Genomic DNA, 13,856 nt, shown 5'->3' on the forward strand with positions numbered 1-13,856 from the left:
CGCCCCCACTGCCGGCCGGTCACGGACGGAACCGCAGCACCTGCGGGTCGTGGTCGCTGATCTGGTCGTGGAACTCGGCGTTGACGTGCACGCTGTCGTAGGACAGGTGTCCGGCGCGGCGCACCGACGGGCTGACCAGGATCTGGTCCAGGACCTGGCTGTTGCCCTGGTAGACGTACGAGTAACGCTCGCTCCTCGGCAGCGACTTCACCGCCGACCACAGGGCTCCGTCACCCTCCAGGATGCGGGCGGTCCGGGAGAACTCGAAGTCGTTGATGTCGCCGAGAGCGACGACGGCCGCGTTCTTCTGGGCGGCCAGGATCTCCTTGACGAAGGTGTTCACCACCGTCGCCTGGGCGTGGCGCTGGGTCTCCGAGCCGCGCGACGGCGGCTGGTACTGCGCCGTCAGACCCTGGTCGCCGCCCTTGGAGTTGAAGTGGTTGGCGATGACGAAGACCGTCCGGCCGCGGAAGACGAACTCACCGGCCAGCGGCTTGCGGCTGTCCTCCCAGGCCGGGTTTGCCGGGTCGACCCGGCCGGGGGAGAAGGTCAGCGCCGCCTTGCCGCGCGCCTTGCGCACCCCGGTCGCGGTGGTGGCGTCGCCGCCCGCGCGGTCGGTGAAGGAGACCCGCTCGGGATTGAAGAGGAACGCCTGGCGGATGTTGCCGCCGGGCTCGCCGCCGTCCGCCTTGTCCACCGGGTCGATGCCCCGCCAGTCGTAGCGCGGGCCGCCGGCCGCGACGATCGCGTCGATCAGCCTGGTGACCGTCGCATCGGCCGCCACGGTGCCGTCGTCCGTGGCGCCGTTGTTGTCCTGGATCTCCTCCAGCGACACGATGTCGGGGGACTTCAGGTGGTGCACGATCGTTTCGGCGTGCGCGGTGAAGGTGTCGTCCGACGGGTCGAGGTTCTCGACGTTGTACGTCGCCACCGCCAGCTCGCGCGCGCTCTGCCGACGGGTCGACTCGCGCTCCGTCGCGCCGCTCTCCAGGGTGCCGATCTCGCTCGCGACCAGGGTGTAGCCGCCGTACTGGTTGTAGTCCAGCGGACCGGCGGTGGTGCCGGCCAGCGTGTCGCCCACGTTCGCCTCGGGGAAGTCGGCCGGCTTGCCCAGCGACTGGATCTGCAGCCGGCCGGTGTTCTGGTCGTCGTAGGAGCCGTAGACCGTGCCGCCGCGGCGGTTGGCGTTTTCCCAGGGCTTCACCGTGACCCACAGCTCGGTGTACGGATCCGAGGCGCCGACGACGCGGGCGTCGGACACCCGGACGTTCATGCCCTCCAGGGACTCGTAGTAGTCCAGGGCGTACTGCGCGGGCCTCAGCGGCAGGGCGTTGACCGACCCGTTCGCGCTCGCGTCGCCCTCCGGGGCGTACGCCCGGGGCACGGAGCGGGCGGAGACGGTCGTCGCGGCCGGGACCGCGTTGCCGCTGGAGACGACGGTGACCGTCGGGCGGGTGATCTCGGTCAGCGACTGGTTCCCCGAGGACGTGCCGCCGGGGACGTACTCCGAGACCGTGCCGGAGACGGTGACCGCGTCTCCGACGGCGACCTCGGGGGGCCTGCTCGTGAAGACGAAGACGCCCTCACTGGTGTCCGGGTCCGCGTCCGGCCGCGGGTCCTGGATCCAGAAGCCCTTGGAGGAGCCGTAGCCGCGGACGCCGGTGACGATTCCGGCCACGTCCGTGACCTGCCGGCCGGCGTACGGGGACAGCCGGGTGCTGCCCTGGACGTCGTGGATCCGCACGGAGCCGGCCGGTGCGGGGCCGGCGTGCGCGGGCGCGGTGAGGACGACGGTGGACGCCGAACAGACGGCGGCGACGGTGAGCGCGGCGAGGCGCGCGGAGGACTTGCTGGCCAACGGATCCCTCCGGGGATGTGACGCGGCGCGGGACTCTACGCGCGTCAATCTCCTGCCTGCTCCGGCCAGTTGTCAAGGTTTCGGCCATGTACACCACCCGACGGGGAGATGAACCGGGCGGCATGGGGCGAAACCCGTCTAGGCTGAGCCGTTGAGCCGTACGCGGTCCGAACGCGGCCGTACGGCGGTCAAGAGGCGCGCGAGGAGAAACTTCCGATGTCAGACAGCTCCACCCTGCCGCCCGCACGGCTGCGCCCCGAAGCGGAGCTGGCCCGCGACGCGCTGTCCGCGCCGGTGCTCGCCCGGGCCGCGCGGCTGGCCCGCTGGGCCGGTCCCGGCACCCGCGTCGACGCCGGGGGCGGACTCGTCGAGGAGCAGCTGCCGGCGGCGGCCGAGCAGCTCGGGCTGAGTGGGGACGACGCCGCCGCGTACGCGAGCGAGGCCTGGCGGATCGCCGTGGACACCGGGCTCGTCGAGATCACCGACGAGGAGGCGGGCACCGTGGCCGCGGGCGAGGACCTCGCCCTGCTCACCGGCGGTTCCCCCCAGGACGTGCTCGGGGTGTGGCTCACCGCCCTGGAGGCCGTGCTCGCCGACGCGAGCGTGCCCGACCTCGACGACCTGGTCGACGCGATGGCCGAGGGCGGCGAGGTCGACCTGTCCTCCCTCGACTGGGACCCCGAAGCCGAGTCCGAGTTCCTCGACGGTGTGCTCGGCAACCTCTACCTGCTCACCGTCGGCGAGGAGGGCCCCGGCGAGACCCCGGTGCCGCTGCCCGCGCTGGCCGCCTCCGTGATCGTGCCCAGCGACATGGGCGAGCCCAGCAACGAGGTCCTCGAACAGGTGTCGGACGCGATGATGCGCCTGGACGACCAGTTCCGGCTCCTCGAACCCGTCGGTCTCGTCGAATACCAGCCGGTCGACGAGGCGCTCATGGCCGACGCCGACGAGGAGCCCGCCGCCCCCGTCGACGACGCCGACGTCACCCGCTACGGCATGGTGCGGCTCACCCCGCTCGGGCTGTACGGACTGCGCGCCCGGCTCCTGGACGCAGGCTTCGAGGCCCCCGCCGTCGGTGACCTCACCGACAAGGGCGCCGACGCGCTGCTCGACGGCACCGCCCCCTTCCCGCCGGCCGCGGCCCACGCCGAGACCGAGCTGTGGCTGGCCGGGCGGAGCCCGCTCGACGCCGCCCGCGAACTGCTCGCGGCGGCCCGCGGTTCCGACCCCGGCGCACCGCTGCGCCGGCTGCGCTGCCAGCAGGCGCTCTCCCTCGTCGGCGCGGAGGCCGAGCCCGCGCTGCGGGAGGTCCTCGACGACGCCGAACTGGGCGGCCTGGCCCGGGTCTGGCTCACCGAGCACGGGGCCCGGGACGTGCCCGCACCGCCGCAGGAGATGGTCTTCTGGCTGACCATCGACACCGTCGCCGCCCAGCTCGCCGCCGAGGGCAACTCCGAGGAACTGCGCGCCCTGGTGGAGGGCCTCGCCCGCCAGCACAGCGGCTTCTTCGACACGGTCTGGCGGGTCGAGCACCCGGCCACCCCGGAGGTCCTGGAGGCGATGGGGCGGCTGCACCCCGACAAGAAGATCGCCAAGGAGGCCCGCAAGGCGGCGTTCAAGGCACGCTCCCAGCAGGGCGGCTGAGCGCCGTACGGCGGCGTACGGGGGCGGGCGGCGGCCGAGGGCGACCGGAAAGCGGGGCCGCGGCCGAGCGGCGTACGGGGCGCGGCAGGCGGCGGCCCGAGGGCGGGGGAGAGGTCTCCGCCAGTTCAACTTCCGTTCAGGCACCGGCGGGATCCCCGTTCAGGCGCGGGCGGAACCGTGACGCCGGATCGAGGTCCGCCACCCTCCACGGCTCGCCCACCGTCACAGGAGACACCATGTCGCTCACCCGCAGGGACTTCGCCAGCCGATCCGCGCTCACCGGCGCCGGGGTCGTACTGGCGGGCAGCGTCGGCGCCCTCGCCACCGCCCCGAACGCCCTCGCGTCCACGGACACCGACAGCGTGGGGGAGGAGCACGGCCACGGGCACGACGGTCACCACGACCACCACGGCCACGGCGGGGTCGGCTACGGGCCGCTGCTCCCCGACCCGGACGGCATCCTCGCCCTGCCCGCCGGTTTCCGGTACGAGATCATCACCTACTCCGGCCGGACCAAGCTGGAGTCCGGCGAGTACACCCCGTCCAACCACGACGGCACCGCCGCCTTCGACGGGCCGCGCGGCACCACCCTCCTCGTCAACAACCACGAGCTCGGCGGCCACCGCGACGACTGGCCGCACCCCGTCCCGCTCACCGAGGGCCTCGTCTACGACCCGGCCGCCGCCGGCGGCTGCACCGTCGTCGAGGTACGCCGCGGCGGACACGTCGCCGAGTGGGTCGGCATCGCCGGTACCGCCACCAACTGCGCGGGCGGCAGCACCCCGTGGGGCACCTGGCTGACCTGCGAGGAGACCGAGGACAAGGCCGGCGAGGAGGGGATGACCAAGGACCACGGCTACGTCTTCGAGGTCGACCCCGAGGACCGCCGCGCCAACCGCGACCCCAAGCCCGTCAAGGCGCTTGGCCGCTACGCCCACGAGGCCGTCGTCATCGACCCCAAGCGCGGCCACGCCTACCTCACCGAGGACGCCTCGGGACCCAACGGCCTCCTGTACCGCTGGACCCCGCCGGAGCACTTCCGGCACGGCCGCGGCCGGCTGCGCGCCCTCGCCGACGACGCCGGGGTCCTCCAGGCCTTCAAGTGCTTCGACTCCGGCGGCAAGTTCGTCGACGATCTGTCCCGCGCCACGAAGACCGGCACCGTCTACGGCGTCGACTGGGTCGACGTCCCCGACCGCGACGCGCGGACCACCTCCGTGCGCAAGCAGTTCGCCGCCGGTGAGGTCACCCGCGCGCGCAAGCTGGAGGGCATGTGGTGGGCCGACGGCGGCACCTACATCGTCTCCTCCTTCGCCCGTGACGAGAGCCCCGGCCGCCCGCACGACGGCCAGGTCTGGTTCTACGACCCCAAGCGCCGCACCCTGACGCTGAAGGTCCTGCTCGGCGTCAACGCCGACCCGTCCGCCGAAGGCGCCTTCGACGGCCCCGACAACATCACCGTCTCCCCGTACGGCGGCCTGGTCGTCGCCGAGGACGGCGACGGGGTCCAGCACCTGTTCGGCGCCACCGACAGCGGCCGCACCTACCCCATCGCCCGCAACGAACTGAACCTCGGCACCGAGGACGACCCCGAATACAGCGAGTTCACCGGCGTCACCTTCTCGCCCGACGGCCGGACCCTCTACGCCAACATCCAGACGCCGGGCATCATGCTCGCCATCACCGGGCCGTGGAAGCGCCAGAAGCGCCGGTAATTAAATCGGTCGCCCGACCGACGACCGCCCTTTTAGAGTGATGAACGTCCAGGTGCGAAGGCAGGACCTACTTCCACTCATAATGGGGCGGCCACGGGTTCGAGTCCCGTCACCGGCACAACGCGCCGGTGTAGCTCAGGGGTTAGAGCACCTTGTCGGTTCCGCCGACCTGAACTCTGGACACCTACAACTTCACGCACCTCCCGGTGCGCGGGCCGCGGCTACTTCTTCTGCAAAAAGAATCCCATGCCGCAGCCCACTTGATCTCGGGAGGCCCAGCAGTCGAAGGGTGCCCGGTGCGCAGGCAGCGGATACTTCCTTTGATCGGACGGTTGCGGGTTCGAATCCCGTCATCGACTTCGGGTCGGTGTAGCTCAATTCGGCAGAGCATCCGCACAGTCCCGTCGCCGATTCCGACCTCGGGCACCCTTCCGCTGCCGTGTCTCCCTCCGGAAATGTTCCAGCTTTCGAGAATTCGGGGGAATTCACCATGGCGCGATTCAACACCAAGGCCGCGAAGGCACAGCCCACCTCGCGCGTGACCTCGACGGGCCGCGTGCTGCGCACCTGCGAGGGCGGCCGGGGCGCCGAGCGCGACGCGCGTTCCGAGCTCTTTCTGCTGTCGGTGGCCAACTTCGTGTCCCAGCAGACCTTCTACGAGAGCGGCGCCGCCCGCGACGACCGCTTCGCCACGCTGGTGCGCGAACTCGCCCTCTCCGACCCGTCCTGGACGGCCGGCCTGCTCGGCTGGCTGCGCGGCGAGGGCAACCTGCGCACCGCCTCGATCGTCGGCGCCGCCGAGTACGTCAAGGCGCGGCTCGACTCCGGAGTCACCGACGGACCGGCGAACCGGCAGGTCGTCGCCTCCGTCCTGCGACGGCCCGACGAGCCCGGTGAGCTGCTCGCGTACTGGACCGCGACGTACGGGCGCGCCGTGCCCAAGCCGGTCAAGCGGGGGATCGCCGACGCCGTGCGGCGGCTCTACCACGGCAAGTCGCTGCTGAAGTACGACACCGCGTCCAAGGGGTACCGCTTCGGCGACATCCTCAACCTGGTGCACGCGGCGCCCGACCCGGACAAGCCCTGGCAGGGCGAGCTGTTCCAGTACGCCCTCGACCGCCGGCACAACCCGGACACCGCGGTGCCGCCCGCCTCGAACCGCGTCCTGACCGCGCACCGCGAGCTGATGGCGCTGCCCGTCGCCGAGCGGCGAGCCGTGGTCACGGCACCCGACGGCGCCGAGCGGCTCGCGGCGGCGGGCATCACGTGGGAGATGCTGGCCGGCTGGCTCCAGGGGCCGATGGACAAGGCCGCCTGGGAAGCGGTGATCCCGTCCATGGGAGCGATGGCGTTGCTCCGCAACCTCCGGAACTTCGACGAGGCCGGTGTCTCGGACGAGGTCGCCGCCCGGGTCGCGGCGCGGATCAGCGACCCGGCCGAGGTGGGGCGCTCGCGGCAGTTCCCCTTCCGCTACCTCGCCGCGTACCGGCACGCGCCGTCGCTGCGCTGGTCGTACCCCCTGGAGCAGGCGCTCGGCCACTCGCTGGCCAACGTGCCCGCGCTGGGCGGCCGGACGCTGGTCCTCGTGGACCGCTCGGGCTCGATGTTCTTCTCGCGGATGTCGGACCGCTCCGAGCTCACCCGGGCCGACGCGGCGGCCGTCTTCGGCACGGCGCTGGCGCTGCGGGCGGCCGACGCGGACCTGGTCGAGTTCGGTTCGTCGAGCAACCGCGTGAGGTACCGCGAGGGCGAGTCGGTGCTGAAGGTCCTGGCCCGCTTCGGCGACCTCGGCGGCACCGACACCACCGAGGCGGTGCGGCGCCACTACAAGAAGCACGACCGGGTACTGATCGTCACCGACGAGCAGTACGCCCACAGCCGGTACGGCGACCCGACCGAGCAGGTGCCGCCGCACGTGCCCGTGTACACCTGGAACCTCGCCGGGTACCGGGCGGGCCACGGTCCGTCGGGCCGGGCGAACCGGCACACCTTCGGCGGGCTCTCGGACGCAGCGTTCCGGATGGTTGCGCTGCTCGAGGCGGGCCGGGACGCCGACTGGCCCTGGGAGGGCCGTGCCGAGCGCGCGCGGTAGGGTGCCCGGAAGGTTGCCCGCTGTGCAGGGAGGGGCTGTGGCGCAGGTCAGGCCCATGCGGGCGGATGCCCGGCGTAATCGTGAGCGGTTGCTGGCGGTGGCGGCGGAAGCGTTCGCCGAGCACGGTGAGGGTGCCTCCCTGGACGACATCGCCCGGCGCGCGGGGGTGGGCGTCGGCACTCTGTACCGGCACTTTCCGACGCGGCAGGCGCTGCTGGAGGCCGCCTACCTGGAGCGGCTGGAGGCGATCGCGGCCCGCGCCGACGTGATCGCGGCCGCGCGGCCGCCGGGCGCGGCGCTCATGGCGTGGCTCGACGAGCTGGCCGTCGGGATGCTCCAGGTGCGCGGGCTCAAGGCGCTGCTCGGCACGGCCGTCACCGGCGGCGGGCCCGCGTGCGGCGACTGCGTGCGCGGCGCGGCGACCCGGCTCGTGCGGGCCGCGCAGGAGGCCGGTGCGCTGCGGACGGACGTGGAGCCGGTCGAGGTGCTGAGACTGCTGCACGGCGTGGTGACGGCGGCCGAGGCGGCCGACGAGGTGGACGGCACGGCCGTACGGCGTTACCTGTCCCTGCTCGTGGAGGGACTGGGGCGGGACTAGACCCCCAGGGGCGCCCGCCGTCGGGCGCCCCCAGGTGTCCTCCGGTCGCCTACAGCGCCTGCGCGGCCGGCTTCACCATGCCGCGGACCGTGCGGGACTTGACGAAGTCGCCCATGGCGGTCATCTCCCACTCGCCGGAGAACTGGCGGATCAGCTTCGCCATCATCACGCCGGTCTGCGGCTCGGCGCTGGTGAGGTCGAAGCGGACCAGCTCCTCGCCGCTCGCGGCGTCGATGAGGCGGCAGTAGGCCTTGGCGACCTCGGTGAACTTCTGGCCCGAGAAGGAGTTCACCGTGAAGACCAGGCCGCTGACCTCCTGCGGGAGCCGGCCCAGGTCCACGACGATCACCTCGTCGTCGCCGCCGCCCTCGCCGGTCAGGTTGTCGCCGGAGTGCTTGATCGCGCCGTTGACGATCGAGAGCTTGCCGAAGTAGCAGCTGTCGATGTGGTTGCGCTGCGGGCCGTAGGCGATGACGGAGGCGTCCAGGTCGATGTCCTTGCCGCGGAACGCCGGCTCCCAGCCGAGGCCCATCTTGACCTGGGAGAGCACCGGCCGGCCGCCCTTGACCAGGGACACCGTCTGGTTCTTCTGGAGGCTGACCCGGCCCTTGTCGAGGTTGATCTTGCCGGTGCCCGGGGCGGGGGCCGGGGGTGCGGCGGGCGGGGCGGGCGGGGCGGCGGGCATCGTGGGCGCGGCCGCGGGGGGCGGCGGTGGCGTGACCGCCTGGGGCTGGGGCGGCGTCGCCGGGGCGGCCGGTTCCTCCACCGTGACGCCGAAGTCCGTGGCGATGCCGGCCAGCCCGTTGGAGTAGCCCTGGCCGACCGCGCGGGCCTTCCAGGCGCCGTTGCGCAGGTAGACCTCGACGATCACCAGCGCGGTCTCGGTGCCGAGCTGCGGGGGCGTGAAGGTGGCGAGCACCGAGTTGTCGTCCGCGTTGCGGATGGTGGCGGTCGGCTCGATGCCCTGGAAGGTCTGGCCGGCGGCGTCCGGGCTGGCGGTGACGACGATCTTCTCGATGCCCGGCGGGACGGCGGAGGTGTCGACCACGATCGCGTCCGGGGCGCTGCCGCCGCCGGAGCGGTAGGTCACGCCCTGGCCGGTGGGCTGGTTGTAGAAGATGAAGTCGTCGTCGGAGCGCACCTTGCCGTCGGCGGTGAGCAGCAGGCCCGATACGTCGAGCCGCACGGGCGCGGCGACGTCCACCGTCACGCGGGCGGCGGAGAGGGGGATGTTCGAGCCGGGGGTCATAGCTGTCATGCCGGGTGAACGAGCGAGGGCGTTTTACCGTTCCCTTACCCGGGGGCCAATCGGGTCGGGGCCCTGTTCCGCCTGGTCAGCGGCGGTTTCGGGGGTGGTTGCGGGCCGTGCGTTCGTTGCCGTGCTTGTAGTTGCCGGTCCAGCGGGCCATGACCAGCTGGGGGTCGCCGGACGTGACCTCTTCGAGGAAGCGGGCGGCTCGGGAGCCGTTGAGGGTGGTGGCGGGGTGGTTGTGGTGGGTGATGTGGACGGTGCCGGATGCGGTGGTGTAGGCGAAGCCGTTCGGTTTGGGCATGCGGGGGATCGTACGGGGGGTGGGGGCAGCGTCCCCATGGGTTTTCGCCCCCGCCGCCCCTTCCCTTCCCGTCCCTGGGGGCTGCCGCCCCCAGGCCCCCGCTTTCGGCCTGGACGGCCTCGTCCTCAAGCGCCGGACGGGCTAGATGGTTACGGGACGACCACGATCTTGCGGCCCACGCCCGCCGCGAACTGCTCCAGGGCCTGCGGGTAGCGCGCCAGTTCGATGCGGTCGCTGATGAAGACGTCCGGGTCCAGGACGCCGTTCGCGAACAGCTCCGCCGCGCGTTCGTAGCTGTGCAGGACGGCCATCGAACCCGTGATGGTGATCTCCTGGTTGTAGATGCGGTACGGGTCGATCTGGACGCGGGTCGCGTAGTCGGCGACGCCGAACTGGAGGAAGGTGCCGGCCTTGGCGACGCGGTCGAGGCCGTCCTGGATCGCCGCCGCGTTGCCCGTGGCGTCGATGACCAGGTCCCAGCCCTGGGGGCGGTCCAGCTCGTCGGGGGTCGCGGCCGAGGCCGAGACGCCGAGGCCGCGGGCCGTTTCCAGGCGCGCAGGGTTGAGGTCGACCATGTCGACGCTGGCCGCGCCGGTGCGCTTGGCCAGCTCCAGCATCATCAGGCCCATCGTGCCGGAGCCGTAGATCAGGACGTGGGCGCCGAGGCGGGACTGGAGGACGTCGTAGCCGCGGACGGCGCAGGAGAGCGGCTCGATCAGGGCCGCGTCCTGGGTGCGGACGTGCTCGGGGAGCTTCACGCAGTTCGCGACCGGCGCCACCGCGTACTGGGCCGCGCCGCCCGCCGTCGTCACCCCGATGGCGGCCCAGCGCTCGCAGAGGTTGTTGTGACCGGTTCGGCAGTAGCGGCACTCGTAGCAGTACAGGGAGGGGTCGACGGCCACCTGGTCGCCGACCGCCACCTCCGTGACCTGGGCGCCGACGCCGACCACGGAGCCTGCGAACTCGTGGCCCGGCACGATCGGGAGCTTGGGCGCGAACTCGCCCTGGAGGATGTGCAGGTCGGTGCCGCACAGGCCGCAGGCGGCGACCTCGACGACGACCTCGCGCGGCCCTGGCGTCGGGTCGGGGACCTCGGTGACGACGGCGCGGCCCACGGACTCGATGACGGCGGCCTTCATTTCACGGCTCCCAACGACAGGCCCTGGACCAGTTTGTCCTGGGCGGCGAACCCCGCGGCGAGCACCGGCAGGGAGATGACGAGCGACGCGGCGCACACCTTGGCCAGGAAGAGGCCCTGGCTGGTGATGAAGCCGGTCAGGAAGACGGGGGCGGTCTCGGCGACCACGCCCGTCAGGACCCGGGCGAAGAGCAGTTCGTTCCAGCTGAAGATGAAGCAGATCAGGGACGTCGCCGCGATGCCCGGGAGGGCGATGGGGGCGACCACGCGGACCAGGATGGTGGGCAGCTTCGCGCCGTCCACCCGGGCCGCCTCGATGATCGCGACCGGGACCTCGGCCAGGAAGGACTGCATCATCCAGACCGCGATCGGCAGGTTCATCGACGTGTAGAGGATGACCAGCAGCCAGATGTTGTCCAGCATGTCGGTGTTCTTGGCGAACAGGTAGATCGGCAGCAGGCCCGCCACCACCGGCAGCATCTTGGTGGACAGGAAGAAGAACAGGACGTCGGTCCACTTCTTCACCGGGCGGATGGACAGGGCGTAGGCGGCGGGCAGGGCCAGGACCAGGACGAAGAGGGTCGAGGCGATGGACGCGACCGCTGAGTTGACCAGGGCGGGCCAGGGGCTGGCGCCGCCGCCCGCGCCGAAGAACTCGCGGTAGCCGTCCAGGGTCAGGGACGCCGCGAAGGACGGCGGGTTGGTCGCCGCGTCCGACTCCGAGTGGAAGGAGGTCAGCGCCATCCAGGCGATGGGCAGGAAGAAGACGATCCCGACCAGCCAGGCGACCAGGCCGAGGCCGGCACCGGCCGTGCGGCGGGTGCGTACGGGCGGCTTGGCGTCGGTGACGACGGGGCGTACGGCGGTGGCGCTCATGCGCGGCCGACCTCCTCGCGGAACAGGGACGACACCACGCGCAGCGCGAAGGTGGCGATGATGATCGAGCCGATGACGACCAGGACGCCCGCGGCCGAGGCGAGGCCGTTCTCGTGGGCCTGGTAGAAGCTCTGGTAGACGGTGTAGGGCAGGTTGGCCGTGCCCAGGCCGCCGGACGTGATCGTGAAGACCGCGTCGAAGTTCTGGACGATGTAGATCGAGCCGAGCAGGGCGCCAAGTTCGAGGTAGCGGCGCAGGTGGGGCAGGGTGAGGTGGACGAAGATCTGCCAGTCGCCCGCGCCGTCCACCCGGGCGGCCTCGATCTGCTGCTGGTCCCGGCTCTGCAGTCCGGCCAGCAGGATGAGCATCATGAACGGCGTCCACTGCCACACCAGCGAGGCCTCGACCGCGAGCAGCGGGGTGTTGGAGATCCAGTCCGGCTGGGGTCCGCCGACGTAGTGCAGCAGGCCGTTGAGCAGGCCGTACTCGGGGTTGTAGAGGACGTGCTTCCACAGCAGCGCCGCCGCGACCGGGACCACCAGGAACGGGGCGATCAGGAGGGTGCGGACCACGCCGCGCCCCTTGAACCTGCGGTCGAGGAGCAGGGCGAGGGCCAGGCCGAGGACCAGGCTGACCAGGACGACCGCCACGGTGAGCAGGATCGTCGTCCACACCGACTTGCGCAGGGCGGGGTCGCTCAGGACGTCGCCGTAGTTGGCGAAGCCGGTGAAGCTGCGGGCGTCCGGGTAGAGGGCGTTCCAGTCGAAGAAGGAGATCACCAGCGTCGCCACGAAGGGCAGCTGGGTGACCACGATCATGAAGATCAGGGCGGGGAGGAGCGGGGCTCGGGTGGCCCAGGCGCGCAGCCGGTTGGACGGCGGGCGGACGGCGGGGCGGGGGTGTTCGGGTGCGGCCGAGGGGGCCGTGGTCGTGGCGGTCATCGTCCCTCGTACTCCTCGGAGATCTGCTCGGCGAGCTGCTGGGACTTCTTCAGGGCCTCCTCGACGGACTGGCGTCCGGCGATGGCCGCGCTGATCTCCTGCGAGACCTTGGTACCGAGGTCGGTGAACTCGGGGATGCCGACGAACTGGATGCCGGGCGCGGGCCGCGGCTGCACGCCGGGGTCCTTGGGCCTGGCGCCCTCGATGGCCTTGCGAGTCATCTCCTGGAAGGCGGCGGCCTCCTTGACGTAGGCCGGGTTCTCGTACGTCGAGGCGCGCTTGCCGGCCGGGACGTTGGACCAGCCGATCTCGTCGCCGACCAGCTGCTCGTACTCCTTGCTGGACGCCCAGGAGACGAACTTCCAGGCCTTGTCGGCGTTGCGGGAGGCCTTCTGGATGCCCCAGGCCCAGGTGTAGAGCCAGCCGGAGGAGTCCGTCTTCTCCACCGGGGCGGGCGCGTAGCCGATCTTGCCCTTGACCGGGGAGTCGGCGGCGTCCAGGGAACCGGCCGCGGAGGTGGCGTCGTACCACATGGCGACCTTGCCCTGTGTCATGTTGTTCAGGCACTCGGCGAAGCCGGACTGGGCGGCGCCGGACTCGCCGTGCTCGCGGACCAGGTCGACATAGAACTTCGTCGCCTTCTCCCACTCGGGGGAGTCGAGCCGGGCCTGCCAGTCCGTGTCGAACCAGGTGCCGCCGAAGGTGTTCACGACCGTCGTCAGCGGTGCCATCAGCTCGCCCCAGCCGGGCAGTCCGCGCAGGCAGATGCCCTTCATGCCGGGCTCGGACCCGTCGAGCTTCTCGGCGAAGGAGGCCACCTGGGTCCAGGTGGGGTGCTCGGGCATGGTCAGGCCCGCCTTGGCGAACAGGTCCTTGCGGTACATCAGGAAGGAGGACTCGCCGTAGAAGGGCTGGCCGTAGAGCTTGCCGTCGTCGGCGGTGAGGGACTCGCGCATCGGGCCGAGGATGTCCTGCTCGTCGTAGGCCGGGTCCTCGGCGACGTAGGAGTCCATCTCGTGCAGCCAGTCGTTGCGGGCGTAGATCGGTATCTCGTAGTTGGAGAGGGTGGCGGCGTCGTACTGGCCGGCCTGGTTGGCGAAGTCCTGGCTGATCTTGTCCCGGACGTCGTTCTCCGGCAGGACGGTGAAGTTCACCTTGATGCCGGTCTCCTTGGTGAAGTGGTCGGCGGTGAGCTTCTGCAACTCGACCATCTGCGGGTTGTTGACCATCAGGACGTTGATGGCGTTGCCGCCGGATCCGGCGCCGCCCGCCCCGACCCAGCAGCCGGTGAGCAGCGGGGCGAGCAGCGTCCCTGCGGCGGCCATGGCGAGCGTGGCTCGCGGCCTCCGTCGGCTCTGGGTTCGCATGGATCGCTCCTGAACGTATGGGGAGGTATGGGGAGTTATCGGGAGGCAAAGGGCAGTAGAGGGTGTGGGTGTGC

11 protein-coding genes are annotated in these 13,856 nt (G+C 71.6%); 4 read left to right on the forward strand and 7 right to left on the reverse strand.

What is annotated here, in order from left to right:
• Window positions 1–19: 19 nt before the first annotated feature.
• Window positions 20–1,858 (reverse strand): endonuclease/exonuclease/phosphatase family protein, encoded by a 1,839-nt coding sequence (locus tag ACFYZ3_RS04020; RefSeq protein WP_388513805.1) that lies wholly within the window; start codon window positions 1,856–1,858, stop codon window positions 20–22.
• 216 nt (window positions 1,859–2,074) lie between these two features.
• On the opposite strand from ACFYZ3_RS04020, the gene ACFYZ3_RS04025 reads away from it, so the two are divergent.
• From ACFYZ3_RS04025 to ACFYZ3_RS04040, 4 genes are all read left to right on the forward strand, one after another.
• Complete coding sequence (locus tag ACFYZ3_RS04025; protein WP_388513806.1) at window positions 2,075–3,502, forward strand: hypothetical protein; 1,428 nt, start codon at window positions 2,075–2,077, stop codon at window positions 3,500–3,502.
• Window positions 3,503–3,738: 236 nt separating this feature from the next.
• The gene (locus ACFYZ3_RS04030; protein ID WP_388513807.1) at window positions 3,739–5,217 is read left to right on the forward strand and encodes a PhoX family protein; all 1,479 of its coding nucleotides are present in this window, start codon (window positions 3,739–3,741) and stop codon (window positions 5,215–5,217) included.
• Window positions 5,218–5,707: 490 nt separating this feature from the next.
• On the forward strand, window positions 5,708–7,309 hold the full coding sequence (locus ACFYZ3_RS04035; protein ID WP_388513809.1) for a TROVE domain-containing protein: 1,602 nt from the start codon (window positions 5,708–5,710) through the stop codon (window positions 7,307–7,309).
• A gap of 37 nt (window positions 7,310–7,346) precedes the next feature.
• Window positions 7,347–7,907, forward strand: coding sequence for a TetR/AcrR family transcriptional regulator (locus tag ACFYZ3_RS04040; protein ID WP_388513810.1), 561 nt, complete (start codon window positions 7,347–7,349; stop codon window positions 7,905–7,907).
• Between the two features lie 49 nt (window positions 7,908–7,956).
• On the opposite strand, the gene ACFYZ3_RS04045 is transcribed toward ACFYZ3_RS04040, so the two are convergent.
• The 6 genes from ACFYZ3_RS04045 to ACFYZ3_RS04070 form a co-directional block, all read right to left on the reverse strand.
• A complete protein-coding gene (locus ACFYZ3_RS04045; protein WP_388513987.1) occupies window positions 7,957–9,156 on the reverse strand; it encodes a TerD family protein in 1,200 nt (399 codons plus the stop codon).
• An 85-nt stretch (window positions 9,157–9,241) separates the two neighbouring features.
• The gene (locus ACFYZ3_RS04050; protein ID WP_388513812.1) at window positions 9,242–9,460 is read right to left on the reverse strand and encodes a hypothetical protein; all 219 of its coding nucleotides are present in this window, start codon (window positions 9,458–9,460) and stop codon (window positions 9,242–9,244) included.
• A 149-nt stretch (window positions 9,461–9,609) separates the two neighbouring features.
• A complete protein-coding gene (locus ACFYZ3_RS04055; RefSeq protein ID WP_388513813.1) occupies window positions 9,610–10,599 on the reverse strand; it encodes a zinc-dependent alcohol dehydrogenase family protein in 990 nt (329 codons plus the stop codon).
• Entirely contained in the window at window positions 10,596–11,474 is an 879-nt protein-coding gene (locus ACFYZ3_RS04060; protein ID WP_388513815.1) for a carbohydrate ABC transporter permease, read from the reverse strand. Before ACFYZ3_RS04060 ends, ACFYZ3_RS04055 begins: the two co-directional genes overlap by 4 nt.
• Window positions 11,471–12,415, reverse strand: coding sequence for a carbohydrate ABC transporter permease (locus tag ACFYZ3_RS04065; RefSeq protein WP_003976920.1), 945 nt, complete (start codon window positions 12,413–12,415; stop codon window positions 11,471–11,473). The genes ACFYZ3_RS04060 and ACFYZ3_RS04065 overlap by 4 nt, the downstream gene beginning before the upstream one ends.
• Entirely contained in the window at window positions 12,412–13,782 is a 1,371-nt protein-coding gene (locus ACFYZ3_RS04070; RefSeq protein WP_388513816.1) for an ABC transporter substrate-binding protein, read from the reverse strand. Before ACFYZ3_RS04070 ends, ACFYZ3_RS04065 begins: the two co-directional genes overlap by 4 nt.
• Window positions 13,783–13,856 lie beyond the last annotated feature (74 nt).

The sequence above is a fragment of the Streptomyces sp. NPDC001599 genome (genome assembly GCF_042893535.1).
In the GTDB taxonomy this organism is placed as follows: domain Bacteria; phylum Actinomycetota; class Actinomycetes; order Streptomycetales; family Streptomycetaceae; genus Streptomyces.